Genomic DNA, 25520 nt, shown 5'->3' on the forward strand with positions numbered 1-25520 from the left:
GATTCAAAAAAGAAATTGACCGCGAATCGCCTTTGACTCATCTTTGAATCCAATCACAGAGCGCACCCACCGCGCCGGGACGATAGGCAGAGAATGACAAAGATGACCAAACCCACCAGCGCCGAGGCGCTGCCGATCAACACGATTTTGGACGGCGATTGCATCGACGTGATGAATGCCCTTCCTGCCGCCTCGGTCGATCTGATTTTCGCCGATCCGCCCTACAACCTTCAGCTCAAGGGTGATCTGCACCGGCCCGACAATTCCCGGGTCGATGCGGTGGACGACGACTGGGATCAATTCGCCAGCTTCAAGGTCTATGATGCGTTCACCAAGGCCTGGCTCAAGGCCGCGCGCCGCTTGCTCAAGCCGGATGGCGCGATCTGGGTGATCGGATCGTACCACAACATTTTCCGCGTCGGGTCCGCCCTTCAAGACGAAGGGTACTGGATTCTGAACGATGTTGTTTGGCGAAAATCCAATCCCATGCCCAATTTCCGCGGCAAACGTTTTACCAACGCGCATGAAACGATGATCTGGGCGTCGAAATCCGAAGGCGCGAAATACACGTTCAATTACGAGGCTTTGAAGGCGCTGAACGAAGGCATCCAGATGCGCTCTGACTGGGTGCTGCCGATCTGCAATGGTGGCGAGCGGCTCAAGGACGCCGCCGGCGACAAGGCACACCCGACGCAGAAACCCCAAGCGCTCCTGCACCGAATTCTGGTTGGCGCAACCAAACCGGGCGATGTGGTGCTTGATCCGTTTTTCGGCACCGGCACGACCGGTGCGGTCGCCAAGATGCTGGGCCGCGACTGGATCGGGATCGAGCGCGAGGAGAAATACCGCGAGGTTGCCACCAAACGCATCGCCGCGGTGCGCCGGCTCGACAAATCCGCGCTCGAAGTCTCCACCAGCAAACGCGCCGAGCCGCGCGTGCCCTTCGGCCAGCTTGTCGAACGCGGCATGTTGCGCCCCGGTGAGGAACTGCACAGCATGAACGGCCGCCACAAGGCAAAGGTTCGCGCCGACGGCACTCTGATCGGCAATGACGTCAAGGGCTCCATCCACCAGGTTGGCGCGCATCTCGAAGGCGCGCCAAGTTGCAACGGCTGGACCTATTGGTGCTTCCGCCGCGACGGCAAGACCGTCCCCATTGACGTCTTGCGCCAGCAAATCCGGTCGGAGATGACCTGATCCACACAAGGTGAATACCGCCAGTGCCAGCGCCCAGGAGGCGCGGCACTCGACTTGCCCCGCCGTTCGTTCGGCGGGGTTTTTTGGTCTTCAGGGCCGAAGGCTGATCGTCAGCTGTCACGCTTTTGCAGCATCAGCGACGCCAGTCCGAGCAGCGCCGAGACGACAATCAGCAGCAAGGACACCGCGTTCAGTACCGGGGTTGAGCCTAGTTTCAGGCGGTCGAACATGGTGATCGTCAGCGGCGCGTCCGATCCGACCAGCATCAGTGTCGTATTGAAGTTCTCAAAGCTCATCAGCACCGAGACGACCCCTGCGGCGGCCATTGCCGGAAACAGAAATGGCAGGGTGACGGCGCGCACCGCGCCCCATCTGGTTGCTCCAAGATTGAGCGCGGCTTCTTCCAGCGACGGGTCGAACTTTTGCAGGCGGGCGGAGATGACCAGCGTGGCAAAGGTGGTGATGAAGGAAAACTGACCCAGAATGACCAGGATCAGACCGGGGCGCAGACCGTCGAACCAAAGCCCGGTGGCGTCTTCCAACGTATTGGCGACGGTCGAGGAAAACACCAGGATCGAAATGCCCAGAATGATCCCCGGAATGATGAGCGGCAGCAGCATCAGGATGTAGAGCACACCCTTGCCGCGAAACTCGTGGCGCACGAACAGGAACGCGTTGCAGGTGCCAACGCCAACGGCCATGACGGACACCCAGAACGCCACCACCCCCGAGGTCACGATGGAGCGCAGGATCGGGCGTTCGTGAAAGACACCGATATAGGGGGCTGTGTCGCCAAAGAACCACGCCCAGGTGAACCCTTCCCACGGCAGCGACGGAAACACCGAGTCGTTGAACGCAAAGACGCAGACAGTGACCAGTGGCAGCGCCAGAAAGATGAAGAACAGCGCGACATAGGCGCGGTAGGTCCATCTGAACACGCCGCTTTGCGGGATGCCGGTGATCATGTCTGCCCCATCGTCTTGCCCAACGATTGGCGCGACAGTTTTAGGCCCAGAAAGACAATCAGCGACGACAGCCCCAGAAGCAGGAAGCCAAAGGCCGAACCCAATTCCCAATTGAAGCGCGTGATGAACTGGCTGTAGATCAGGCCGGTGAACCACAGGCTGTCCTTGCCGCCCAGCAGGATCGGGGTCAGGTAGTTGCCGAGGCTCAGCATGAACACGACGATGCAGCCCGACACGATGCCCGGCATGGCGTGGGGAATGACGATCTCTCGCAGGATCGCCGCGCCGCTTGCGCCAAGGTCATAGCCCGCCTCGATCAGGCTGTCGTCAAGGCTGTCCAGCGTCGTGACCAACGGCACCACCATGAACAGCATGGAGGTATAGACCAGGCCGACCATGATCGCGGCATCGTTGTAAAGCATCTCGACCGGCGCGTCCGCAAGACCGACAAACTGTAGCAGATTCGAGAATATGCCGGTTTCGCGCAGCAAAATCATCCAGCCGAAGGTGCGTACCAGTTCGCTGACCCAGAACGGGATGAGGCACATCAGGAACAGCGTCGTTTTCGTGCGCCCGCGCGTCAGCTTGGCGATGTAATAGGCGATTGGAAACCCGATGAGCAAGGTCAGGATGGTTGCCGCGACCGACATGTAGGCGGTGCGCGCAAAGGTGTTCCAATAAAGCGGTTCGTTGAAGAACACCGCGTAATTGGCGAAACTTGTCTCGTATTCGCGCACGCCGACCTTTTCGCGCAGCGACACGATGAACATGCCAACATGCGGCAAGAGGATCAGCGTGACCAGCCAGAGCAGCAAAGGCGCCATCAGCAGGTAGAATGTCAGCTTCGAGCGGTCAGAGGCCATTGCGATACACCCGCGTCTGGTCCGGTTCCCACCAGAAATAAACCGGATCGCCCTTGCCCAGATCGCGAAACTCGCCGGTCTGCGGCAGGGCCACGTTCATCTCGGTTCCGGTTTGCTGATCCAGCAGCATCACTTGCGAATTTGCTCCGTTGAACAGCACGCTCTGCACGATGCCCTGTCCCCCGTTGCCGCTGGACAGGTCAGGGGTGCGCGACAGCCGCACGGCCTCCGGGCGCACGAAGATTCGGGCACTGTCGCCTGTGGACAAGCCTCGCGCTGCTGCAATGCCTTGCAAGGGCCGCCCACCCGGCGTGCGCGCCGTAACGACGTCTCCCGAGACGGTTTCGATCGTGACATCAAACGTGTTCGCCTCTCCGACAAACCCGGCGACGAAGGCGGTTTGCGGTTCGTAGTACAGTTCTTTGGCCGTGCCGACCTGTTCGAATTCCCCTTGGTTCATCACCGCGATCTGGTCGCTCATCACCAGTGCTTCAGACTGGTCGTGGGTGATGTAGACGAAGGTGGTGTTGAACTCGGCTTGTAGCTGTTTCAATTCGATCTTCATATGCTCGCGCAGTTTGAGATCGAGCGCGCCCAAGGGTTCGTCAAGCAGCAGGACATCGGGCTCAAGCACCATGCAGCGCGCAATCGCGACGCGCTGTTTCTGTCCGCCGGACAAGGAACTGACCGGACGATCTGCCACGCCGCCAAGGCCGACGCGGTCCAGAACCCGCTCGACCTGCATCTTGATATCGCTCTTGTTCACCCCGCGCTGGCGCAGCCCGAACCCGACATTGGCACCGATATTCATCATCGGGAACAGCGCAAGGTGCTGGAACACCATCGACACCTGACGCTTGTTCGGTGGCACATCGAGCACCGATTTTCCCTTGATCAGAAGGTCGCCGCCAGAAGGTTTCTGAAAGCCCGCAATCATCCGCAACAGCGTGGTCTTGCCGCAGCCCGATGGCCCCAGAATGGAAAAGAACGTGCCTTGCGGGACGCTGAAGCTGACATCTTTCACCGCCTTGAAATCATCAAAGCTCTTCGAGATCTCACGACACTCAAGGTCGGGCGTTTCGGGCATATTGCGGGCCTTCCAAAAAGCAGGAAGCGCGGAAACCGCGCTTCCCCGACTTGCGATGACGCAGTCTTAGTTTGCGGCGTTGATCCGGTCGAGAGCGGCACCTTCCATCGCCTCGAGTCCGGCAGGGACAGACGGATACCACTTGATGTTGTCGATCGCCTCTTGCGGGAAGCTTGCCTGATACTTGGCTTTCAGCGCGTCATCGACATTGGCATCTCCACCCTTGGACGCGGTGAAGTTGCCCGCAGATGCGGTGATCATCGCCGCGATATCGGGCTGCATGACAAAGTTGATCCACGCATAGGCAGCCTCGTCCGCACGGCCCCGCGCGGGCAACGCGAATGTGTCGATCCAGCCAAGCGCGCCCGATTCAGGGGCGATGAAGGTGATATCGGGATTGTCGTCGTTCAATTGCCAACCGCCGGTATCCCACGCCATCGACGCGACCACTTCGCCCGAGCGCAGAAGGTTCTTCAACTCGTCGCCACCATCCCAATAGGTCTTTACGTTGGGCTTGCACTCGACCAGCTTGGCCTCGACCTGATCGATGATGTCCTTGTAGGCCGCCTCGTCGTTATAGGCCGCGAACGGGTCAAGGCCCATCGCATAGGCAAAGCCGATCAATGTCGGGCGCTTGAGTCGATAAGACACTTTGCCGGCAACGGAATCGTTGCAGAGGTCAGTGTAATCCTTCACGTCACCCGCTTCGGCGGTGTTCACGACCAGACCGGACGTGCCCCAGATATGCGGCACGGCATAGACTTCGCCGTCGACGGTTGTGTTGCCTTTTGTCGCCTCAAGCATGGAGGGGATGAACAGGCTGGTGTCGATCTGCGACATGTCCAGCGGCTTGTAGATGCCGAATTCGGCCTGCGGTCCGGCTATCCGGTCCTGGCTGGGCTGGGCAAGGTCGAAGCCGCCGCCATTGGTTGCGCGCAGCTTGGCGATCATCTCTTCGTTGTTGGATTTTGTGACCTCGACCGTGTGGCCGGTTTCGGCCTCGAATTTCTCGATCACATCTTCCGGTGCGTAACCGCCCCACGTCAGAAGGCGCAGCGTGTCGGCTTGGGCCGCAGTCGTGAGCGCCAGTGCGGCGACGGTCGACAGAATGAGTTTCTTGGTCATGTGGTCTTCTCCATTTTACGCCGGCTGCAGCTATGCCGTGCCGAACTTCCCTGAGGTTCTTGCGCGTGTCGGCCACTGCACTGGCGAACAGGCGTTTGTTTATACGCGTAAAATCAACACTGTCTGCCGCCGAAGTCAAAGAGTATTCCGCTCTGCATCACGTCGCGCAGCCCGGCGTCGAACCCGCGCACAACCATGAGACGTGTCGCACCTGCGTCACCTCAACCCAACGCGACCGCGTGGCAGCGCCGTCAGTCGTCCGCAAAAACCGTTCAGTCGCGCTTGGATGGAGGCAAAGAGGCAAAAAACGCCGCGAGGGCTGCGATATCGGCGTCGCTCAGGCCATCGGCTGCTTGCTGCATGAGGTTCGATCGAGCGCCGCCGCCGCGAGTGCCTTGGCGCCAAAGATCGAGTTGCGTGCGCAGGTACGCCGCTGGCTGGCCAGAGAGAGACGGGAAAAAGGGCGAGGCTTCACTTGCTTCGGGTCCGTGGCACGCACGGCACGCCGGGACGTCAGGATCGCCGCTCGCGGCGTAGGCCAGATCGCGCCCGCGCATGACCAGGTCCGGGTCGAGAGACCCTGCTCCGCTTCCTGACGGAGTTTGGGACGCAAACCAGTTTGCCATCTCGTCCAACGCGCTTTCGGGAAGTTTGCTTACCGCTTGCGCCATAATTCCGCTTTGGCGCGCGCCGTCGCGATACGCCAGCATGGACATCTTGAGATAGGCGGCATTCTGGATGTCGAGCCGGGGCACATGATCGGATGGGCGGATGTCGTGGCAACCGGCGCAATACCCGCGCAACCCGTCCTGTTGAGGTATCGCGGTCAACTCGGCATATTCCACGCCGCTCATTCCAGATTTCACCGCGGAAAGGAACGCCACGACCGGCCAGACATCATCCGACCGTTCGGCCGGCCAATGTGGCATCCCGCTCATCTTGATGCCGTTGTGCACGATCCAGTGCATGTGGCGCGGTTCCCAGTCCTTTACCGCATCCGAGATATGCGGCGGCGCAGGAACCATCGCCACCATCGTCGCGCTGCGGGCCTGATCCGGGGCCGCATGGCAGGTCCGGCACGCGGTATCGTAATGCCGCGCTCCAAGTTCGATCATGGCCGGATCCGTGAGGTCTGGCACATCCCCGGCGTCCGGTGCGCGCAGGCGGACCGAGTTGCGGTAGGTCGTGTGCAACACCCAGGACACACCGGGGAAATGCCCGGGTTGCGCGGAGACGTTATAGAGCCCGATACCGACAACAGCAGCGCCCCCCAACGCGCCAAGAACTGCCAAAGCCGCCAATGTGCGCACCACGGTTTTCACAATTCCACCCTCCTGTCCTGCAACGCCTGCCCGGTCAGGACCAACCCGGCCACCAGATAGATCGGTGTGCCGATGGCGAGCATGAGAAGACCACCGAATTGCTGCCCCAAAAGATCCGGCGCGGTGCCGCAGATCTCGGCATAGACATCGCGCGGGGCCAGCACCAGCAAGGCTCCAAGCAGCGTCATGTGCATCGACGTCAACAGCAACCCGCCTGCTCCCATCAAAGAGTGTTCGGCGCGCAGGCAACCGGCCCAGACAAGGATACCGGCGGCCAGAAAGCTGACCTGTTCCGCCACAAAGCCAACGTCGTCCAGAAAGGCAACGCTATAGGCCGCCGGAAGATGCCACGCCCAGACCACGACAAACTCAATTGCGGCGGCGAGCAGAGGCGGTAGGGCGACGCGATCGGCAAGCGTTGGTGCGCCGATCACCAGCAAGGGTGCGATCACCGCAACCAGCGTCATATGACGCAACATGTGCGCGGGGAACGCAGCCCCCAACCACTGCGTCAGGGGTGCCGCCCAGATGAAGACCGCAAGCGCGGCCCCGGATATCAACGCGGCGCGGTTCATTGGCAGGTTCCGAGGATGAGTGCCGGCAACGACGTATAGACCACGCCGATGCCCGAGATGATCGACAGCAGAACCGCCGCATGGCCCAAGAACTGATGTCGGTCCTCTGCCTCGCCAAGGGCGTTCGTGTAATCACCTGTCTGGCGGACATCCCATTGCCGCCATGACCGCCAGCCGAACCACAGGATCAAACCCAGCGCGATCACCGTCATCGCAGCGACGCCGATGCGCAACGTGCCGATCAGATCGGGCGCCTTGGCGCAGACGGTCGCCGCCGCGCCGTAGCTTGCGACAAAATGCAAAGCCCACGTTGTCGGCGCAAGTGTGATGCGCCAGAGACTTTCTCGTTCCTCGGAAAACTCGCGGGCATCCGGATCGGGGTGTGTCTTTTGCTTCTCCATCACAACAACCTCGGGGCCGCACCCATCACCGCTCCGGCGACCAGAACGGTGAGGCACAGGAAATGCCAGAACAGGGTGATGTTCCACAAATCTGCGTCATAGCGCGGCGTCAGCTTTCCGGCAAAACTGCCGGCAAGGCAATAAAGCTGCATGATCGTTCCAACGCACGTATGAGCCACCACCCAGACCACCAGCGCCCAAATGATGGCCGGATAGACGTGGCTCGTCGGGTCCAGATCCCAGACCGACAGGATCAGCGCCCCTGCCCCCGCTACCGCCAACAGCGGAGCGGCGATCAGGGCTGTGCGCGCTATTTTTACCTGACCCGCGCCGTTCGTGCGCCGTGCGGTGAGGGTCAGCGCCCATGACGCGACCAGCGCCACGACCGCCAGAGCGGTCAGCCCGGCATCGGCGTGCAGCGCGCCCTCTGGCGGGAAATCGGCCTTTGCGGTCCAGTAAAAGAAGAACCCGAACACCACGCTGGCAAAGGCGGTGGCATCGCCCAACATGGTGATCCACATCGCCCACCAGCCGACTGCGGCTGGCCCCGAGGCATAGGTCGGCACACGCAGACCAAGACCAGCGTCGCGCATGTCTTCCTCTGGCGGGCGCGCGGTGGTTGTCCACAGCCAATAGAGGATGCAGACAACGGCAAAGGCACCGCAAATGATCGCCGGTTCATAGATGTGGAAGGTGGGAAAGATAAACGCACCACCGGTGAAGGCGGCGGCCCAAAGGGTGATCCATGCAGGCCCGGTGACACGCTGCGCCAGTTCCGGAGTGGCGTCAATCACGCTGGTGACAAGGGTTTCGCGGTGCCCATGCGGGCTGTCGGGTAGATAGTAACGGCCTGCGTCCATCCTCTCGACCAGCTTGGGATCGTCCCACAGGGGATAGCGCGACGTGATGTGCGGGATCGACCGCGCGCCCCAGAGTTCTTCCGGCACATCGTGGCTCCATTCGAGAGTCCCCGCGGTCCAGGGGTTGCGCGGAATCTGTGGCTGATCCCCCTTGGGCCGTATCAGATCCCAGACGAATACCGCAAAGCCTGCCGCGATCACGAAGGCTCCCAAGGTCGATATCAGGTTAAGCCAGCCCCAGCCAGAGTCCGCCGAATAGGTGAACACACGTCGCGGCATCCCCAAAAGACCGGTGAGGTGCATGGGCAGGAAGGTGATGTGAAATCCGGTGAAGACCAGCCAGAACGCCCAGCGCCCGAGCCGCTCGGAGAGCAGTTTTTTGCGGATGAAGGGGAAGAAATAATACACCCCCGCAATCACCGGGAAGACCATGCCGCCAAACAGCGTGTAGTGCAGGTGCGCCACGATGAAATAGGTGTCATGCACCTGCCAATTGAACGGCGCGATGGCCAGCATCACTCCGGTCAACCCGCCTGCGGTGAAGATCGCCAGCGCGCCCGCGATCCACAGCATCGGCAGGCTCATCTTCACCCGACCGACGATCAGGGTGGCCGCAAAGGCAAAAATCTGGATGCCGGTCGGGATCACCACCGCCTCGGAGGCCGCCGAGAAGAAGCCGAGCGATATGTTCGGCAGACCGGTGGTGAACATGTGGTGCACCCATAGGCCGAAGGACAGGAATCCGGTGCCGACCGCGCTTAGGACGATCCACGAATAACCGACGATAGGGCGTCGCGCGACAGTCGGCACGACCATTGCGGCAATGGCGATGGAGGGCAGGAACACGATGTAGACTTCCGGATGGCCGAAGATCCAGAACAGGTGCTGCCAGAGCATCGGATCGCCGCCGCGCGTCGGATCAAAGAACGGCCAGTCGAAACTGCGCTCAAGCTCGAACAGGAAATCGCCGGCGATCAGCGGCGGAAAGGCGAAGAGGATCATGCCGCCCACAACCAGCACATACCACGCATAAAGCGGCATGATGTTCACCCGCATCCCCGGCGGGCGGCATTTCAACGCGCCGACAATCAGCTCGACAGCGGCCGCAATCGACGCGATCTCGATGAAGGACAGGCCCAGCAGCCAGATGTCGCTGCCCGGCCCTTCGTCCTGCGTGGCCAGCGGTGGATACATGAACCAGCCCGCCGTCGGAGCGGCGTTGAACAACAGCGAGCCGAGCACGAAGATGCCGCCGATCAGGAAGCACCAGTAGCCAAAGGCAGACAGCCGTGGAAACGGCATGTCGCGCCCGCCAAGAAAGGCCGGCAGGATCAGGATCGAGATTGCTTCGAACATCGGCACTGCGAAGAGGAACATCATCGCCGAGCCGTGCATCGTGAAGAACTGGTTGAAACGATCTGCCGAAATCAGATCGTTGTCCGGCACCGCCAGTTGCAACCGCATGACCAGCGCCAGCACCCCGGCGATCAGCATGAACACGAAGGCCGTCAGCGCGTACCACAAGCCGACCTCTGAATTGTTGACCGCACTGGGATAACGCCAGCCCGAGGGAGCCTTCCACGCTGCACGCAGTTCCTTGACCTGCTGCTCCTGAACCTCTTGGGGCACCGGTTCGGCCAGCATCTCCTCGGTCGGCGGATACGGCCCTTCATAGGCTATGTCACGGCGATGGCTCATTTCAGACCTTTCAGATACTGCGCCAGATCGGTCTGCTCATCGCGGCTCAAATGGCTATAGGCAGGCATCTCGACCTCGGGTTTGATGTCACCGGCATGGGCGACCCAAGCGGCGAAATCTTCCAGCGTAGTGCCAAGGGTTCCGGCACCGATGCTGTGCCGCTCACCCACATGGGTAAGGTCCGGCCCGACCGCGCCGCGTGCGTCTGTGCCGCGCACCGTATGGCAGGCTCCACAGCCTTCGCGTGCGAACAGAGCCTGACCGCGTTCGCCCGCCGCACTGTCGGGAGGCGCCGCCGGTTCGGCCTGAGCGGCAAGCCAGTCGTCGAATGCGGCAGGCTCCATCACGACCACTTCGAACGCCATCAAGGCATGGCTTGCGCCGCAGAATTCCGCACATTGCCCGCGATATTGACCGGGAACTTCAGGCTCAAGCGACATTCGTGTCTCGCGACCCGGAAACATGTCCATCTTGCCGCCCAGCGCCGGTATCCAGAAGGAATGGATTACCCGCGCTGCGTTCAGGACAATCTCGCTCCTGCTTCCTGCGGGAAGGCGGATTTCATTGGCTGCGATGATCGGTGCCGTTGCCCCGTCGGGCCAGTATTCGACCCGCCACCACCATTGTTCGCCAGTGACCCGCAACGTCAGGCCATCGCCGGGTGCGCGTTGGTCCGGCATGATGGACAGCCCGTAGACCAGAAGCGCCGTCAGCACCACCACCGGCAAGCCAATGCCGCCACCGACAATCAGTCCGTTGGCAAACCGCTTGGACAGCGCCGCGCGGTTGATGTTCATGACATAGAAAAACAGACCGTTGATCGCGAGCCACAGGACCACAGCACCGGCGAGCATGACCCAGAACAACTCGCCCAGAACGCGCGCGTCGGCGCCGCCCGGTGCCAGAACCGACTGACGCTCTTCGCATCCCGCAAGAACGGCAAGGGCCAGCAATGAAACGACGGCGGATCGCGTCGCAGTGGATGCCGGTCTCGCTCTCATTCAGAGGCCTTGGCGGCTGTTGCCTCGTCGCTCCGGTCGACACGCTTCCGAAAGGTTGCAACGCGGTAGAGATACCACGCCAGCAAGCCAACGACGACCGCTGTCGAGACAGGGCTCAACCACGTTGAAACCTGTTCATATTGGCTTCCCAGAAACCACCCTGCGAGAGTGAGCGCGGTCGTCCACAACACTGTGCCTGCACTGGTGTAAATCAGGAACTTCGTCCACCCCATGCCCGCCATGCCTGCGGGCACGGAAACAAAGGTGCGCACCGTGGGTATCAAGCGACCGATGAACACCGAGCGTGCGCCGTAACGATCGAACCACTCATCCGCCTTGTCAACGTCGGAGGGCGTCATGGTCAGCCAGCGCCCGTGATCGCGCGAGAACCGCTTGATGCGCTTGAGCCCGACCTTGGCTCCGATCCAGAACCACAGGATAGCACCGGCCAATGATCCGATGGACCCGGCAATGATGTTGACGACAAGAAGCAGAACGGATGCGTCTTTTTGCGAGGCTGAATAGCCAGCCAGAGGCATGATCACCTCGGAGGGAATGGGTGGAAAGACGTTTTCCACGAACATCATGATTGCAACGCCCAAAGGCCCTACCGAGTCGATGAAAGAGGTGATCCAATCAAACATTGCCCTGTCCCGAGATACGTTTTTTTACACAACGCGCGCGCACTCGCCCCGTTCCAAGTCCTCTTGTCAGCGCCTGAATCTCTTGGTGCGTTCGCGGGACGCCTGCGGCTTATTCCGTGTTTTCGTGGCGCAGATTCTGCACATCCTCCGATGTGATTTCGCCGGGAAAGGAATTGCCAAAGTTCTCACGCACGTAGTTCGAGATCTCGGCGATCTGGTCGTCATCCATCTGATCGCCAAAACGCGGCATCCCGTGGTAGCCAGTCAGCAGCACTGTAACGATGAAATATTTTGACACCAGCTTTGGATTGCCCGCCAGCGGAGGATAATGCCCCGCGCCTTCAGCCCCTTTGCCGTCTTCCATATGGCAGGCCTGACAGCTCGTTTCATAAAGCGCCTGCCCGTCGGTCTGCGTGAAGTGATCCGGCGACTTCGAGAAGCGATCAATCACCCGGCGTACATCATCCCGCTCCGTGCCTTCCTGGTTACGACCGGCATCCGATGTCTCCACGTCTTCCTTGGGTTCGTCGGTTGTGTAGGCAGGTGCCGTCGCATCGGTTTGAGGCGATTGCGCGATGGCGGCCTGCCCTCCGACTGCGGCGATCAGTGCTGCAAGCCCTGCCGTTATGACGACGCCGTTCATGCGTTCACCCTCGCGTCCAGACGGCGAATGGCATCGAGCCCCGACAGGATCGCGCCTTCCTGCCAAGCGGGAATATGCGAGCAATGCTCGCCCGCCAGCATGACCCGACCGTCGATTTCGCACAGCGTTTCGTAATGTTGTTCGCGCAATTCCTCGGTCCATTGCCCGTAGCAGCCCAGCGTCCAGGGAACGCGATGCCATGAGCAGGACGTTCCGCTCAGAAATTCCTCACGGTATTGCGGATGAATTTGGCTACCGAATTCCAGCGCTGCCGTGATCCGCTCCTGCGGGCTTAGCGCGCTGAAGGAATAGGTGTAGTTCTTGCCGGCAGTATAGGTGTCATACGCAGCCTGCACGACGCCCGGCCCATCGCCGAACAGGTCATATGACGGATAGGCAATCTGAACGATCGGCAGGTCGGTATAGCTGATCCCGCCAACAATCCATTCGTCCTGCTCCCAGAACCGGCGCTTGAATTCCAGCGCGACCTTGAAGGCCGACGCATAGGGCACCGCAGCGATGGCCTTTTTCTTGGCGTCCGAGACATCCACATCCAGTTGCGCCAGGATCGACAGGGGAATGGTGCAGATGCACCAATCTGCGGTTTCGCTGTAGGTCTCGCCACCGCCTTCGCGATCCTCGTAATGGACGGTCACCTGATCTTCGCCCTGTTCGATCTTGAAGACACGCGCATTGAACCGGATCAGATCGCGGGTCTGTTCGGTGAAGGCGTCCCCGATCTTGCCCATCCCGCCAACCGGTTCGAACATCGCAGGCGCGTGGTTGTAGTGATTGAACGTATACAGTTGTTCCCAAAGCCCGGAGTCGAGCAACGGCCCGAACTCCAAGGGCGTGGACGGTTCGGCCTTCGGCATCAGTCCGCCGCCGGGCAACACGTCCCAACCACGGTGCTCTCCGACAGCATCTGACGTGACATAACGATAATCCTTGTCGAGAACGCCCCAGCCCTTGAGACCTTCAAGCAGCTTTTCCTGATCCTCGACGCCGACGGATTCGTCCAATGCCCCCTGCCGCAGCGATTTGGCCAGCAATTCGGACGTATATCCGCGTATGTCGGTCTCGACGTCACCGATGCGCTGCGGTTTGCCGTTATAAGCCTGCGAATTGTGCAGATACGCCTTATCGCTTTTCATGATGAACGGCTGCATCGCCACACCGAATTTGCGGCAATAATCGAACACCGCATAGTGATGGATCGGCAGCCGCCACGGACCGGGATTGAGATAACCGTTCTCGAAACTGCATTCGACCTTGTCACCACCAAGTTCGGTAAAGCTGTCGCCGCCCTTGATCGTCCAACTCCGGCCACCGCCGCGGTTCTGATACTCCAGCACCCTGACCTCGTACCCCGCCTTGCGAAGTTCATACGCCGCCGTGAGCCCGGCGAGCCCAGCACCCAGAACGACGACCTTGGTGCCGTTGCTGGTTCCGGCGAGTTCGATCGGTCCGCTATAGTCAGACGTCGCGGCGAAGCCCATCGAGGTCATGGCCTGATACATCGCGGTCGCGCCTGCAGTGTTCCCGATCATCGCGAGCAATTGACGCCGTGTTGGCATAAGTTGGGTCATGCGCTCCCCTCCACCGAATTTCTGTTACGACGGACAATCCACCAGATGAGTGCGCCGACGAGGACAAGGGCGATCAAGATGCCGAGCCAGGCAAGAACCCCGGCATATTTGATGAGAAACGACAGGTCCGGCTCTGGATTGAGAAGCGCATTGACGTCGCTTGCGCTCAAGTCGCTTTCCGCAACACCGCCAAATTCAACCCGCGCGTAGTTGGCGATTTCAGCAATCTGCCCATCGTCCAGATCGCGTGAGAAACCGGGCATCTTGGGCGCGCGGTAAAGCGTGGCATGTCCACTGCCCAAGGCGATGACATTCACAAGATTCGCCATATTGTCACGGCGCAGGTCCGCATTGCCTATGAGCGCCGGATAGTACGCCGCCGACTGGCCCTCGCCGTTCACGCCATGACAAGCCGCACATTGCGTGAGGTAAAGCGACTGCCCGCTGGTCAGATCGGCCTTGACCAATGCCGCCGCAAGCTCCTCGCGGATCGAATTATACTGATGCGGCGGAAGTTCCGGCCGCTCGGCGATGGGCAACGTCACCGGCCTGCTTTGGTTCTCGCTTGTCAAAGCCGGGACGGTTTTCAGATACCGTGCCATCGCCATCAAATCATCGTTCTGCATATATCTGGTGGAAAAATGGACCACTTCGGCCATCGGCCCGGCGGCCTGCGTGGTCCCCATTGCGCGACCCGTCTTGAGGTACTGGACGATGTCTTCATCGCTCCAGTTGCCAAGTCCGGACACCGGGTCGGAGGTAATGTTCGGCGCTTCCCAGCCCTGCACCATCGTGCCGCCCAGATAACGGCTGTCATCGGACATCATCATCGCATTGCGCGGTGTGTGACAGGTGCCGCAGTGGCCCAGATGATCGACAAGATACGCCCCGCGTTCGATCTCTGCATCGGCCGTTTCGCCCCGGCCATCGTCTTCGATGGCGATCGCATTCCAGACGCGCATCAGAAACCGCATGTTGAACGGGAAGTCGAGATTTGTTTCCCCGTCCGGTGCGCGATCAACCGGGTCTACGGTTTGCATGTAGGCAAAGAGAGCTTGAATGTCGTCGTCCGACACGCCGTGATAGGATGGATAGGGCATCGCCGGATAAAGCATCCTGTCAGGTGCCTTGCCCTCCCGCAGCACTGCTGTGAAGTCGGCTTCGGAATAGCGTCCGATCCCGTGGGTGTCGGACGGTGTGATATTGGTCGCCATGATGTCGCCAAGCGGCGTTTCGATGAATTTGCCACCGGCATAAGGCGTTCCGTCAGGCGCGATATGGCACGACATGCAATCCGCGGCGCGGGCGACATAGGCGCCGGTTTCAACCAGTTGCTCACTCGGCGTCTGTGCATCGACCGCTGGAGTTAACGTTGCTGCAAGCATGGCGGCCAATGAGAGGCGCAAGCTGGATCGAGACATGCGAACCTCCGGTGAGCGCAAGAAAACGAGTGTGCTTGGGTAGCGTGTCAATGACAACCAAACGCATCACGCCTGTAGAGGTTCCGGTGAATTCATATAGAACAGATGCAAACCCATGCTGAATTCGATGGCGCGGTTCGGTGAAATGTCACGAACCGGCGGCCACGTCAGGTCTTGCGCTGGTCCGCTCTGGCGTCAACGATACGACGAACCAGTGACAGCTTTTCAAGGAATTCAATGTCAGATCCACATTCTTCTTCGTCTGCGATTGCCGCTGCGTTCGAGGGGCAGAAATCGGGTGTTGCGGATCGCAGGCAGCGCTTTGGACTGACCGAGCGTCGCCATGCGTTGTCCAAACTGGCAGACGCGGTTCGGCAGAACGAGGCGGCCATCGTGGCGGCGCTGGCCGAGGATTTCGGCAAGCCCGAAACCGAAGTCATTCTGACTGAAATCCTGCCGCTCCTACAGGAAATCAAACACACATCACGCAATCTGGGGCGCTGGATGCGGGCGAAACACGTGACGCCGACATTGGCCACGTTCGGAACGTCCGCTCGCATCCGATCCGAGGCGCGCGGCGTGTGCCTGATCATCGCGCCGTGGAATTACCCGTTTATCCTCGCGCTTGGCCCGCTCGTGTCGTGTCTTGCGGCAGGCAACAGCGCCATCGTCAAACCATCCGAAATGACGCCCGCCACATCCAGCCTGATCGCACGCATATTGGAAGAGACGTTTTCGCCCGATCTGGTCACTGTGATCGAAGGCGGCGTCGATGCATCAGAAGCCTTGCTGGAACTGCCGTTCGACCATATTTTCTTCACCGGAAGCCCCGCTGTCGGCAAAATCGTGATGCGCGCTGCCGCAAAGGTTCTGGCGTCGGTCACACTTGAATTGGGCGGCAAGTCCCCGACGATCATCGGGCCACAAGCCGATCTGGAGAGAGCCGCCGATTGGGTGATGTTCGGCAAGTTCTCCAACGCGGGGCAGACCTGCATCGCACCGGATCACCTGTTCGTTCACGACACGGTCAAAGAGCGGTTTCTGGGCAAGCTGCGCGACCGGATCGCAAAGGCCTACGGGGACGGATCGGGCAGTGGCGATCTTGCGCGGATCGTGAACGCCAGGCACGCATCCCGCCTGTCCGGCCTGATCGACGACGCACTGGCAAAAGGTGCCCACCTGATCCGCGACGGCGGACGCGACGGTACAAGAATGGGTCCGACACTGATCGAATCGATCACGCCCGAGATGGCGATCGACGGCGAGGAGATCTTTGGCCCCGTTCTGCCGATCATCCCCTATGACGATCTCGACGACGTTATCGCGCGGATCAATTCACGGCCCAAACCGCTGGCATTATACGTCTTTGACGGCGACCGCGGACGCGTTGACCGGGTCATCTCCAGCACCAGTTCCGGCAGTGTCGGGGTGAACCTTACACTGATCCAGTTCAGCCACTCAAAATTGCCCTTTGGCGGGGTGAACACATCCGGAATCGGCGCGGCGCACGGGCATCACGGCTTTCGCGCCTTCAGCCATGAGCGCGCGATTCTGACCAACCGCTTTTCGCCCCTGCCAATGATCTTTCCGCCCTATTCGAAACGGGTCCGGCAGTTGATCGGCGCAATCAAGCGGATTGTCGGCTAGACGCACCGGCGTCCGACCGCCGGTGCCCGTTTCGGTCTGCGCTTGAGCGAGTCAGTACTCCACAACCGCGCGGATGGATTTGCCCTCGTGCATCAACTCGAATCCGTGGTTGATTTCGTCCAGCGTCAGCTTGTGAGTGATCATCGGATCGATCTCGATCTTGCCGTCCATGTACCAGTCGACGATCTTCGGCACATCGGTCCGGCCCCGCGCCCCGCCGAATGCCGTGCCGCGCCAGCTTCGTCCGGTGACCAACTGGAACGGCCGGGTGCTGATCTCGGCACCGGCAGGCGCGACACCGATGATGATGCTTTCGCCCCACCCCTTGTGCGCTGCTTCCAACGCGGTCCGCATGACATTGACGTTGCCGGTCGCATCGAACGTGTAATCGGCGCCGCCGCCGGTCAATTCGACCAGATGGGCGACAAGATCGCCCTCGACCTTGGAGGGGTTCACGAAATCGGTCATACCAAACCGCGTCGCCATCTCGATCTTGGAGTCGTTCAGATCGACGCCGACGATCTGGTCCGCACCGGCAAGTCGCAGACCCTGAATGACGTTGAGCCCAATACCGCCAAGCCCGAACACGATGGCGGTGCTGCCAATCTCGACCTTGGCGGTGTTGATGACCGCGCCGATTCCGGTGGTGACGCCGCAGCCGATATAGCAAATCTTGTCAAACGGCGCGTCCTTGCGCACCTTGGCAAGCGCGATTTCCGGAACAACCGTGTGATTGGCAAAGGTCGAGCAGCCCATGTAGTGATGGATCGGCGTACCATCGAGCATGGAAAACCGGGTCGAGCCATCCGGCAAAAGCCCGGCACCCTGTGTCGTGCGGATCGACTGGCAGAGGTTTGTCTTGGGGTTCAGGCAGTATTCGCATTCACGACATTCCGGCGTGTAAAGCGGGATGACATGGTCGCCCACCTCCAGCGAAGTCACGCCTTCGCCCACCTCGATCACGACGCCAGCGCCCTCATGGCCAAGTATCGCGGGGAAGATGCCTTCGGGATCATCGCCCGAGCGGGTGAATTCATCGGTGTGGCAAAGTCCGGTCGCCTTGATCTCGACCAGAACCTCACCCTTTCGCGGACCTTCGAGATTCACGTCCATGATTTCAAGCGGCTTTCCAGCAGCGACAGCAACGGCGGCACGGGTTCGCATGGCAGACCTCACAAATTGGAATATTGTATAGACATATCGTCTGTCTTTGCGATTTGTATGGGTCTGTCGGAGTTCGGTCAAGCAACCGGATCTCAAAACCGCGAAGGAACAGCCGATGAAAATTCTGCGCCGCGCCGATCTGGTCGACGTTCCCTGGAAAAATGGCGGTGGCACGACGCGCAACATCGCGATGGCCCTGGCCGACACAAAGACCGTGTGGCGCTTGAGCCGCGCTGATGTCGCGCAGGACGGCCCATTCTCGAATTTTGCCGGTCTTGAGCGCATCCTGACAATCGTCAGTGGCGGCGCGATGACGCTGGAGCATGCAAACGGCGCTTTGCACGCGCGGCTTTGGGAGCCGGTGCGTTTCGATGGCGGTCTGGAGGTAACGTCGCGCTTGGAGGATGGGCCGTTGACCGATCTCAACCTGATGTTCGATCCAGATTTATGCGACGGGATGGTCACGCCGCACATCGGGCCGATGTCACTCTCGGTGTCCCCGCCCGATGCCGGGATCACGGTGTTTCACGGCCTGTCCGGAGCGCCAGAGATCGACGGCGCGCCTCTGCGCGTCGGAGATACCGCGTTCCCGAACGCCGCCGTTTCAGTAAACCTGAGCGAGGGGGATGCCCTTCTGGAGATCGCGCTGAGCTACCGCGATCAGAGTGCTGCCATCAGCGTATCCATTGCCGAACGATAGCCTGCTACGATGTCATCGCGGCGCACATGGCGGCCGGATCTGACGGCATGGCGGCCTGCCGACCAAAGGTCGGTCACAACCTTGTCCTTGGCGGCAAAGACCAGTCCATCCAGAACTTGATGCGTCGGCAGGGCGCACAGTGCGGGATCGGTGCTGTCGATGGCCACCAGATCGGCAAGCTCGCCCACTGCGATCTCGCCACGCCCGCGCCCCAAAGCCTGCGCCCCGCCACGCGCCGCGCCGCAATAAAGCGCCTCACCAACCGACCCTTCTGCAACAACCATCACGTTGCGCGCCAAGTCGCGCAGCCGTTGCGAATATTCCAGGGTGCGCAATTCCTCGGTGAGTGAAATGAGAACGTTGGAATCAGACCCGACCCCAAACGCGCCACCGGCTTCAAGATAGACGGGGCCATTGAACGGACCATCACCCAGATTGGCCTCGGTGATCGGGCACAGCCCGGCGACCGCGCCGGACATCGCCATATCGCGCGTCTCGGTGTCCGTCATGTGAGTGGCGTGAATGAGGCACCAGTCCTTGGTGACATCGACATTCTCCAGCAGCCATTCCACCGGCCGCGCCCCAAGCCAGGACGAGATATCGGCGACCTCTTTGGGCTGTTCGGCGATATGGATGTGCTTTGGACCGGATGGGTGTGCCCCCAAAACCTCTGCCAGATCCTCCGGCGACGTGGCGCGCAGGGAATGCGGCGCGATTCCGACACGGCAATCCTCGGGCAGCGCCGCAACTGCCTTGCGGGCGCCTTCGACAAGCCGGTTGAACCGCGAAACGTCATTGCCGAACCGCGCCTGCCCCGGCTCAAGAGCAACCTGCCCCGCGCCACCATAGGTGTAGAGCACCGGCAAATGCGTCAGACCGATGCCGGTCGTCGCCGCTGCCGAGGCAATGCGCGAGGACAATTCGCTCAGATCGTCATAGGGTGTGCCACCGGGTTGGTGGTGGATATAGTGAAACTCGCCGACGCTGGCATAGCCGGCCTCCTGCATTTCAAGAAACACGAACGCCGCAATCGCTTCGATCTGCTCAGGCGTGAGGTGCGCCGTGAAGCGATACATCAGATCGCGCCATGTCCAGAAACTGTCTTTTCCGGCTTTCCGATATTCCGTCATCCCCGCCATCGCGCGCTGAAAGCTGTGGCAGTGCAGATTGCCCAGCGCGGGCAGCAGCGTATCCACCACAACGTCACCTGTTTGCGCCGTGTGATTGCGCTCGATTTCCGAAATTGCACCGGAGGACACCGTGATACGAACGTCACGCGCCCATCCATCCGGCAGCTTGGCATGTTTCGCGAAAATCATTTGACGGCCTTTCGTGTTTTTATGTATAGACATATAGCGTATTCATACGCGCTAGAAAAGTGAAACCTGATCTATCGGTGGGCGGAAATGACTGAAAACAACACCCTGTATGTTGATCTCACTGTCGCAACGATGAGCGACTCACCGACGCCCTATGGTTTGATAGAAGACGCCGCCATCGTCACCAAGGGCGAGATGATTGAATGGGTCGGGCCAGCCGCGGAGTTGCCTTCGCAATACGAAGACATGCCTCGCGAATCCCTCGGCGGGCAGCTCGTCACACCCGGCCTGATCGACTGTCATACCCACATCGTTCACGGTGGCGATCGCGCCGTCGAATTCGAGATGCGCCTGAAGGGCGCCAGCTACGAAGAGGTGGCGCGTGCAGGTGGCGGGATCGTCTCTACGGTCAGCGCCACCCGTGACGCCAGCGTCGACGCGCTGATTGCCAGCGCCCTGCCCCGCGTCGATGCGCTGTTGGCCGAAGGGGTTTCGGTCCTGGAAATCAAATCGGGCTACGGGCTCGACCTTGAGACCGAACTGCGCATGCTCCGCGCCGCGCGTGCCATTGCGCAACACCGTCCGGTGCGCGTGGTCACGAGCTTTCTTGGCGCACATGCGGTGCCGGGCGAGTTCAAGGACCGACCCGATGCCTATATCGACGAGATCTGCATCCCGACCCTGCGCGCGGCCCATGCTGAAGGGCTGGTCGATGCTGTGGACGGGTTCTGCGAAGGTATCGCCTTCCTGCCCGATCAGATCGCACGCGTGTTCGATGCGGCCACAGAGTTGGGCCTTCCGGTCAAACTCCATGCCGAACAACTGTCCAATCTCGGCGGCGCGAAACTGGCCGCCAGCTATGGCGCGTTGTCGGCGGATCATATCGAATATCTCGACGAAGACGGCGTGATCGCGATGGCAGAGGCCGGAACGGTGGGCGTTGTCCTGCCCGGCGCGTTCTACACGCTGCGCGAAACCCAAAAACCGCCAATTGATGCACTTCGCAAGCACGGCGTGCCGATGGCGCTGGCGACCGATTGCAACCCCGGATCATCTCCGATGACGTCGCTACTGCTGACGATGAACATGGCCTGCACTTTGTTCCGCATGACTCCCGAAGAGGCGCTGCAAGGCGTGACCCGCAACGCCGCAAAAGCGCTTGGGCTGACGGAAAGCGGCGAAGTGGCTTCTGGCAAGCGCGCCGATCTGGCAGTGTGGGACATCACGCATCCGGCGGAACTGGCCTATCGCATCGGGTTCAACCCGCTTCACGCCCGCATCTTCGGAGGCCAGTCATGACCACTTTGACCCTGACGCCCGGCGCGGTGACGCTCAGCGATCTGGAAACGGTGTACTGGACGCAAGCCTCCGTACGGCTCGACCCCGCGTGCCGTACGGATATCGAACGCGCCCACGCGCGCATCGCCAAGGCGGTGGCCGGGTCCGACGCGGTCTATGGCGTGAACACAGGGTTCGGGAAACTGGCCAGCGTCAAGATTGCATCCGAGGATACCGCAACGCTTCAGCGCAACCTGATCCTGTCGCATTGCTGCGGCGTCGGCCCCGCGATCCCGCGCGGCCACGCGCGCCTGTTGATGGCGCTGAAGCTGCTCAGCCTCGGCCGTGGCGCATCGGGTGTGCGCCTTGATGTGGTCGATCTGATCGAAGCCATGCTCGACACCGGCGTCACACCGGTAATCCCGGCGCAAGGCTCGGTCGGCGCGTCCGGCGATCTGGCGCCGCTCGCGCATATGGCCGCCGCGATGATGGGGCACGGCGAGGCGGAGTATGAGGGCGACGTCATGCCCGCCGACAAGGCGCTCTCCGCCGCGGGCCTGACACCGATCGAGCTTGGCCCCAAGGAGGGGTTGGCGCTCATCAACGGCACGCAGTTTTCGACCGCATTCGCGCTGGCGGGCCTGTTCGGAGCGTGGCGGGCGGCGCATGCGGCGTTGGTGACATCGGCGCTTTCGACCGATGCGATCATGGGATCGACCGCGCCCTTGCAGCCCGAAATCCACACCCTGCGCGGGCATCGCGGTCAGATCGAGGCAGGTGAAACCATGCGCGCACTGTTGGCCGGATCAGAGATCCGCGACAGTCATGTTGTTGACGACGCGCGCGTGCAAGACCCGTATTGCATCCGCTGTCAGCCGCAGGTCACCGGCGCGGCAATGGACGTTCTGCGCATGGCCGCTCAGACGCTTCAGATCGAGGCCAACGCCGCCACGGACAACCCGCTGGTTCTGGTCGGGGCCGACCTCATTGTGTCCGGCGGCAACTTTCACGCCGAACCGGTCGGCTTTGCCGCCGACATGATCGCGCTGGCGATTGCCGAGATCGGGGCGATTGCCCAGCGCCGCGTGGCGCTGATTGTCGATCCGGTGCTGAGCTTCAACCTGCCGCCGTTCCTGACACCCAATCCGGGGCTGAATTCCGGCTACATGATTGCCGAGGTCACCACCGCCGCGCTGATGAGCGAGAACAAGCATCTGGCGAACCCGTGTGTCACCGACAGCACACCGACCTCTGCCAATCAGGAAGACCACGTCAGCATGGCCGCGCATGGCGCACGGCGGTTGGGGCAGATGCTGGAAAACCTCAACCGAATCCTTGGCGTGGAGTTGCTTTGCGGCGCGCAAGGGATCGAATTTCGCGCGCCATTGGCGACCAGCGCACTCTTGCAGCGCGTGGTCTCGAGGCTGCGCGAAGACGTGGAGACACTCAAGGACGACCGCTACCTCGCGCCGGATCTGGAACGCGCTGCCGCATTGATTGCCAGCGGCGAGATCGCCGAAGTCACGCAAACGCAAATGCCGGAGTTGTCGCAATGACCCCAGTGACCGTTCATCAGGGCGAGTTGCCCATCGTCCTCGGCTTGCCCCATACCGGAACGCATGTGCCGGATGATATCCTGTCCGACCTGAACCCGCGAGGACGCGGTCTGGACGACACCGATTGGGACATTCACACGCTTTATGGCGGGGTACTGCACGGTGTCTCGACCGTGCGGGCAACGTTCCATCGTTATGTGATCGACGCCAACCGCGACCCGTCGGGCGTATCACTCTATCCGGGGCAGAACACCACCGGACTGGTGCCGCTGACCGATTTCGATGGTCACGACATCTGGACAAACGCGCCGGATGAGGCGGAGATCGAAGCGCGCCGTATCGCGTTTCACGCACCCTATCACGCAGCGTTGCAGGCAGAGCTTGAGCGGGTGCGCGATAAGCATGGCGTGGCGATCCTCTATGATTGCCACTCGATCCGCTCCAACATCCCGTTCCTGTTCGAGGGCACATTGCCCGACTTCAACATCGGCACCAACCTCGGCACGACGTGCCATCCCCGGATCGAAGCAACTGTCCAAGAGGCATGCGAGGCTGCCGACGGTTACAGCACCGTCACCAACGGGCGCTTCAAAGGTGGTTGGACAACACGCCATTACGGCCAACCCGCGACCGGCATTCACGCCATCCAGATGGAACTGGCGCAATCCACCTACCTGACAGAAGAAGCCGCGCCGTGGAGCTATGACAGCGCCAAGGCCAGCCGGCTGCGCCCGCACCTGACCGACATTCTGACCAAACTGGCCGAACTGGCCCCGACCCTTGGAGGCACTCAATGAGCGATCCGCGCAAGAACACCCGCGACATCTATCCCGACACCGGCAGCGAAATCACCGCCAAAAGCTGGCTGACCGAAGCGCCGATGCGGATGCTGATGAACAACCTGCACCCCGACGTCGCAGAAAACCCGCATGAACTGGTCGTCTATGGCGGCATCGGGCGTGCCGCGCGGACATGGAAAGACTTCGACACCATCGTCGCGAGCCTCAAGGAGCTTGAGGAGGATCAGACATTGCTGGTGCAGTCGGGCAAGCCGGTCGGCGTGTTCCAGACCCACAAGGATGCTCCGCGTGTGCTGATCGCCAACTCCAACCTCGTGCCGCATTGGGCAAACTGGGATCACTTCAACGAGCTCGATAAAAAGGGTCTGGCGATGTACGGCCAGATGACCGCCGGGTCGTGGATCTATATCGGCTCTCAGGGCATCGTTCAGGGCACCTACGAAACCTTTGTCGAGGCGGGACGCCAGCATTACGACGGCGACCTGACCGGCAAGTGGATTCTGACCGGTGGTCTGGGCGGAATGGGCGGCGCGCAGCCTCTGGCGGCGGTGATGGCCGGGGCGTGCTGCCTCGCGGTCGAGTGCAATCCCGACAGCATCGATTTCCGCCTGCGCACGAAATATGTCGACGAGAAGACCGACAGTCTGGACGAGGCGCTTGAGATGATCGAGCGCTGGACCGCTGCGGGTGAGGCGAAATCCGTCGCGCTGCTCGGCAACGCGGCCGATGTCTATCCCGAACTCATCAAACGCGGCGTCCACCCCGATATCGTGACCGACCAGACCAGCGCGCATGATCCGATCAACGGCTACCTGCCGCAGGGTTGGAGCATGGCCGAATGGCGCGAGAAGCGCGAAAGCGATCCCAAAGCCGTCGAAAAGGCCGCCCGCGCATCGATGAAGGTGCAGGTCAAGGCGATGGTTGATTTCCATGCGCAAGGCATCCCGACCGTCGATTACGGCAACAATATCCGCCAGATGGCGCTTGAGGAGGGGCTAGACAACGCTTTCGACTTCCCCGGCTTCGTGCCCGCCTATATCCGCCCGTTGTTCTGCCGCGGCATCGGCCCGTTCCGCTGGGCGGCGCTCTCGGGTGATCCCGAGGATATCTACAAGACCGACGCCAAGGTGAAGGAGATCCTGTCCGAGGATAGCCATCTGCACAACTGGCTCGACATGGCCCGCGAGCGGATCGCGTTTCAGGGTCTGCCCGCGCGGATCTGCTGGGTCGGCCTGGGTGTGCGTCACAAGCTTGGGCTGGCGTTCAACGAGATGGTGCGCAATGGCGAACTCAGTGCGCCGATCGTGATCGGGCGGGATCATCTGGATTCCGGCTCGGTTGCATCGCCCAACCGCGAGACCGAAGCGATGAAGGACGGCTCGGACGCGGTGTCGGACTGGCCTTTGTTGAACGCGCTGCTCAACACCGCGTCGGGGGCGACGTGGGTGTCGCTGCATCATGGCGGCGGGGTCGGCATGGGCTTTTCACAACATTCCGGCATGGTGATCTGCTGCGACGGAACCGAAGACGCCGACCGGCGGATCGAGCGTGTGCTCTGGAACGACCCGGCCACAGGCGTCATGCGCCACGCCGATGCGGGCTACGAGGACGCCAAGGAATGCGCGCGCGAAAACGGTTTGAACCTGCCGGGGATTCTGTAAAACG

The 25520-nt window shown here is 61.1% G+C and carries 22 protein-coding genes; 7 read left to right on the forward strand and 15 right to left on the reverse strand.

From position 1 onward, the window contains the following. Positions 1 to 102 precede the first annotated feature (102 nt). Complete coding sequence (locus ACGKZZ_RS09790) at positions 103 to 1197, forward strand: site-specific DNA-methyltransferase (protein ID WP_411223364.1); 1095 nt, start codon at positions 103 to 105, stop codon at positions 1195 to 1197. A gap of 110 nt (positions 1198 to 1307) precedes the next feature. Here the strand turns inward: ACGKZZ_RS09790 and ACGKZZ_RS09795 are convergent, their stop codons facing one another. The 13 genes from ACGKZZ_RS09795 to ACGKZZ_RS09855 all read right to left on the reverse strand — a co-directional run bounded on the left by ACGKZZ_RS09795 (position 1308) and on the right by ACGKZZ_RS09855 (position 15391). Beyond that, a complete protein-coding gene (locus ACGKZZ_RS09795; protein WP_411223365.1) occupies positions 1308 to 2162 on the reverse strand; it encodes an ABC transporter permease in 855 nt (284 codons plus the stop codon). Further along, entirely contained in the window at positions 2159 to 3025 is an 867-nt protein-coding gene (locus ACGKZZ_RS09800; RefSeq protein ID WP_411223366.1) for an ABC transporter permease, read from the reverse strand. The genes ACGKZZ_RS09795 and ACGKZZ_RS09800 overlap by 4 nt, the downstream gene beginning before the upstream one ends. Then, positions 3015 to 4112, reverse strand: coding sequence for an ABC transporter ATP-binding protein (locus ACGKZZ_RS09805; protein ID WP_411223367.1), 1098 nt, complete (start codon positions 4110 to 4112; stop codon positions 3015 to 3017). Before ACGKZZ_RS09805 ends, ACGKZZ_RS09800 begins: the two co-directional genes overlap by 11 nt. A gap of 66 nt (positions 4113 to 4178) precedes the next feature. Then, complete coding sequence (locus ACGKZZ_RS09810; protein ID WP_411223368.1) at positions 4179 to 5237, reverse strand: extracellular solute-binding protein; 1059 nt, start codon at positions 5235 to 5237, stop codon at positions 4179 to 4181. 272 nt (positions 5238 to 5509) lie between these two features. Beyond that, a complete protein-coding gene (locus ACGKZZ_RS09815) occupies positions 5510 to 6559 on the reverse strand; it encodes a c-type cytochrome (protein WP_411223369.1) in 1050 nt (349 codons plus the stop codon). Beyond that, positions 6556 to 7134 carry a cytochrome c oxidase assembly protein gene (locus ACGKZZ_RS09820; protein WP_411223370.1) on the reverse strand — a complete coding sequence of 193 codons (579 nt, stop codon included), beginning with the start codon at positions 7132 to 7134 and terminating at the stop codon, positions 6556 to 6558. The genes ACGKZZ_RS09815 and ACGKZZ_RS09820 overlap by 4 nt, the downstream gene beginning before the upstream one ends. Continuing rightward, positions 7131 to 7535: a hypothetical protein gene (locus tag ACGKZZ_RS09825; protein WP_411223371.1), complete on the reverse strand. Its 405-nt coding sequence runs from the start codon at positions 7533 to 7535 to the stop codon at positions 7131 to 7133. The genes ACGKZZ_RS09820 and ACGKZZ_RS09825 overlap by 4 nt, the downstream gene beginning before the upstream one ends. Then, a complete protein-coding gene (gene ctaD / locus ACGKZZ_RS09830) occupies positions 7535 to 10093 on the reverse strand; it encodes a cytochrome c oxidase subunit I (RefSeq protein WP_411223372.1) in 2559 nt (852 codons plus the stop codon). The genes ACGKZZ_RS09825 and ctaD overlap by 1 nt, the downstream gene beginning before the upstream one ends. Continuing rightward, the gene (locus ACGKZZ_RS09835; protein ID WP_411223373.1) at positions 10090 to 11094 is read right to left on the reverse strand and encodes a c-type cytochrome; all 1005 of its coding nucleotides are present in this window, start codon (positions 11092 to 11094) and stop codon (positions 10090 to 10092) included. The genes ctaD and ACGKZZ_RS09835 overlap by 4 nt, the downstream gene beginning before the upstream one ends. Next, positions 11091 to 11738: a DedA family protein gene (locus ACGKZZ_RS09840; protein ID WP_411223374.1), complete on the reverse strand. Its 648-nt coding sequence runs from the start codon at positions 11736 to 11738 to the stop codon at positions 11091 to 11093. The genes ACGKZZ_RS09835 and ACGKZZ_RS09840 overlap by 4 nt, the downstream gene beginning before the upstream one ends. Before the next feature lie 109 nt (positions 11739 to 11847). Beyond that, a complete protein-coding gene (locus tag ACGKZZ_RS09845) occupies positions 11848 to 12381 on the reverse strand; it encodes a c-type cytochrome (RefSeq protein WP_411223375.1) in 534 nt (177 codons plus the stop codon). Then, a complete protein-coding gene (locus ACGKZZ_RS09850; protein ID WP_411223376.1) occupies positions 12378 to 13970 on the reverse strand; it encodes a flavin monoamine oxidase family protein in 1593 nt (530 codons plus the stop codon). Before ACGKZZ_RS09850 ends, ACGKZZ_RS09845 begins: the two co-directional genes overlap by 4 nt. Next, a complete protein-coding gene (locus ACGKZZ_RS09855; RefSeq protein WP_411223377.1) occupies positions 13967 to 15391 on the reverse strand; it encodes a c-type cytochrome in 1425 nt (474 codons plus the stop codon). Before ACGKZZ_RS09855 ends, ACGKZZ_RS09850 begins: the two co-directional genes overlap by 4 nt. A 237-nt stretch (positions 15392 to 15628) precedes the next feature. Between ACGKZZ_RS09855 and ACGKZZ_RS09860 the strand changes: the two genes are divergently transcribed. Next, positions 15629 to 17038, forward strand: coding sequence for an aldehyde dehydrogenase family protein (locus tag ACGKZZ_RS09860; RefSeq protein ID WP_411223378.1), 1410 nt, complete (start codon positions 15629 to 15631; stop codon positions 17036 to 17038). A 51-nt stretch (positions 17039 to 17089) separates the two neighbouring features. Here the strand turns inward: ACGKZZ_RS09860 and ACGKZZ_RS09865 are convergent, their stop codons facing one another. Beyond that, a complete protein-coding gene (locus ACGKZZ_RS09865) occupies positions 17090 to 18202 on the reverse strand; it encodes an S-(hydroxymethyl)glutathione dehydrogenase/class III alcohol dehydrogenase (protein WP_411223379.1) in 1113 nt (370 codons plus the stop codon). 115 nt (positions 18203 to 18317) lie between these two features. Here ACGKZZ_RS09865 and ACGKZZ_RS09870 point away from each other — a divergent pair, with 115 nt between their 5' ends. Continuing rightward, the gene (locus ACGKZZ_RS09870) at positions 18318 to 18902 is read left to right on the forward strand and encodes a HutD family protein (protein ID WP_411223380.1); all 585 of its coding nucleotides are present in this window, start codon (positions 18318 to 18320) and stop codon (positions 18900 to 18902) included. Here ACGKZZ_RS09870 and ACGKZZ_RS09875 read toward each other — a convergent pair. Then, positions 18863 to 20221: a formimidoylglutamate deiminase gene (locus ACGKZZ_RS09875; RefSeq protein ID WP_411223381.1), complete on the reverse strand. Its 1359-nt coding sequence runs from the start codon at positions 20219 to 20221 to the stop codon at positions 18863 to 18865. The genes ACGKZZ_RS09870 and ACGKZZ_RS09875 overlap by 40 nt on opposite strands. Before the next feature lie 132 nt (positions 20222 to 20353). On the opposite strand from ACGKZZ_RS09875, the gene hutI reads away from it, so the two are divergent. Genes hutI through hutU form a run of 4 tightly spaced genes read left to right on the forward strand, consistent with a single transcriptional unit; the run spans position 20354 to position 25516 of the window. Continuing rightward, positions 20354 to 21520 (forward strand): imidazolonepropionase, encoded by a 1167-nt coding sequence (gene hutI / locus ACGKZZ_RS09880; protein WP_411223382.1) that lies wholly within the window; start codon positions 20354 to 20356, stop codon positions 21518 to 21520. After that, on the forward strand, positions 21517 to 23055 hold the full coding sequence (hutH, locus tag ACGKZZ_RS09885; RefSeq protein ID WP_411223383.1) for a histidine ammonia-lyase: 1539 nt from the start codon (positions 21517 to 21519) through the stop codon (positions 23053 to 23055). The genes hutI and hutH overlap by 4 nt, the downstream gene beginning before the upstream one ends. Beyond that, positions 23052 to 23852, forward strand: coding sequence for an N-formylglutamate deformylase (gene hutG, locus ACGKZZ_RS09890; RefSeq protein ID WP_411223384.1), 801 nt, complete (start codon positions 23052 to 23054; stop codon positions 23850 to 23852). Before hutH ends, hutG begins: the two co-directional genes overlap by 4 nt. Next, entirely contained in the window at positions 23849 to 25516 is a 1668-nt protein-coding gene (hutU, locus tag ACGKZZ_RS09895) for a urocanate hydratase (RefSeq protein WP_411223385.1), read from the forward strand. The genes hutG and hutU overlap by 4 nt, the downstream gene beginning before the upstream one ends. The last annotated feature ends 4 nt before the right edge of the window (positions 25517 to 25520 follow it).

This window comes from Marivita sp. S2033 (assembly GCF_046592965.1).
Lineage (GTDB): Bacteria > Pseudomonadota > Alphaproteobacteria > Rhodobacterales > Rhodobacteraceae > Marivita.

Coding starts and splice junctions, on each gene's coding strand:
- ACGKZZ_RS09840 (WP_411223374.1), bottom strand. CDS start 11,738: ATGTTTGATTGGATCACCTCTTTCATCGACTCGGTAGGGCCTTTGGGC.
- ACGKZZ_RS09875 (WP_411223381.1), bottom strand. CDS start 20,221: ATGATTTTCGCGAAACATGCCAAGCTGCCGGATGGATGGGCGCGTGAC.
- hutG (WP_411223384.1), top strand. CDS start 23,052: ATGACCCCAGTGACCGTTCATCAGGGCGAGTTGCCCATCGTCCTCGGC.
- hutU (WP_411223385.1), top strand. CDS start 23,849: ATGAGCGATCCGCGCAAGAACACCCGCGACATCTATCCCGACACCGGC.
- ACGKZZ_RS09800 (WP_411223366.1), bottom strand. CDS start 3,025: ATGGCCTCTGACCGCTCGAAGCTGACATTCTACCTGCTGATGGCGCCT.
- ACGKZZ_RS09855 (WP_411223377.1), bottom strand. CDS start 15,391: ATGTCTCGATCCAGCTTGCGCCTCTCATTGGCCGCCATGCTTGCAGCA.
- ACGKZZ_RS09825 (WP_411223371.1), bottom strand. CDS start 7,535: ATGGAGAAGCAAAAGACACACCCCGATCCGGATGCCCGCGAGTTTTCC.
- ctaD (WP_411223372.1), bottom strand. CDS start 10,093: ATGAGCCATCGCCGTGACATAGCCTATGAAGGGCCGTATCCGCCGACC.
- hutI (WP_411223382.1), top strand. CDS start 20,354: ATGAGCGACTCACCGACGCCCTATGGTTTGATAGAAGACGCCGCCATC.
- ACGKZZ_RS09790 (WP_411223364.1), top strand. CDS start 103: ATGACCAAACCCACCAGCGCCGAGGCGCTGCCGATCAACACGATTTTG.
- ACGKZZ_RS09850 (WP_411223376.1), bottom strand. CDS start 13,970: ATGACCCAACTTATGCCAACACGGCGTCAATTGCTCGCGATGATCGGG.
- hutH (WP_411223383.1), top strand. CDS start 21,517: ATGACCACTTTGACCCTGACGCCCGGCGCGGTGACGCTCAGCGATCTG.
- ACGKZZ_RS09860 (WP_411223378.1), top strand. CDS start 15,629: ATGTCAGATCCACATTCTTCTTCGTCTGCGATTGCCGCTGCGTTCGAG.
- ACGKZZ_RS09810 (WP_411223368.1), bottom strand. CDS start 5,237: ATGACCAAGAAACTCATTCTGTCGACCGTCGCCGCACTGGCGCTCACG.
- ACGKZZ_RS09805 (WP_411223367.1), bottom strand. CDS start 4,112: ATGCCCGAAACGCCCGACCTTGAGTGTCGTGAGATCTCGAAGAGCTTT.
- ACGKZZ_RS09795 (WP_411223365.1), bottom strand. CDS start 2,162: ATGATCACCGGCATCCCGCAAAGCGGCGTGTTCAGATGGACCTACCGC.
- ACGKZZ_RS09835 (WP_411223373.1), bottom strand. CDS start 11,094: ATGAGAGCGAGACCGGCATCCACTGCGACGCGATCCGCCGTCGTTTCA.
- ACGKZZ_RS09870 (WP_411223380.1), top strand. CDS start 18,318: ATGAAAATTCTGCGCCGCGCCGATCTGGTCGACGTTCCCTGGAAAAAT.
- ACGKZZ_RS09820 (WP_411223370.1), bottom strand. CDS start 7,134: ATGAACCGCGCCGCGTTGATATCCGGGGCCGCGCTTGCGGTCTTCATC.
- ACGKZZ_RS09845 (WP_411223375.1), bottom strand. CDS start 12,381: ATGAACGGCGTCGTCATAACGGCAGGGCTTGCAGCACTGATCGCCGCA.
- ACGKZZ_RS09865 (WP_411223379.1), bottom strand. CDS start 18,202: ATGCGAACCCGTGCCGCCGTTGCTGTCGCTGCTGGAAAGCCGCTTGAA.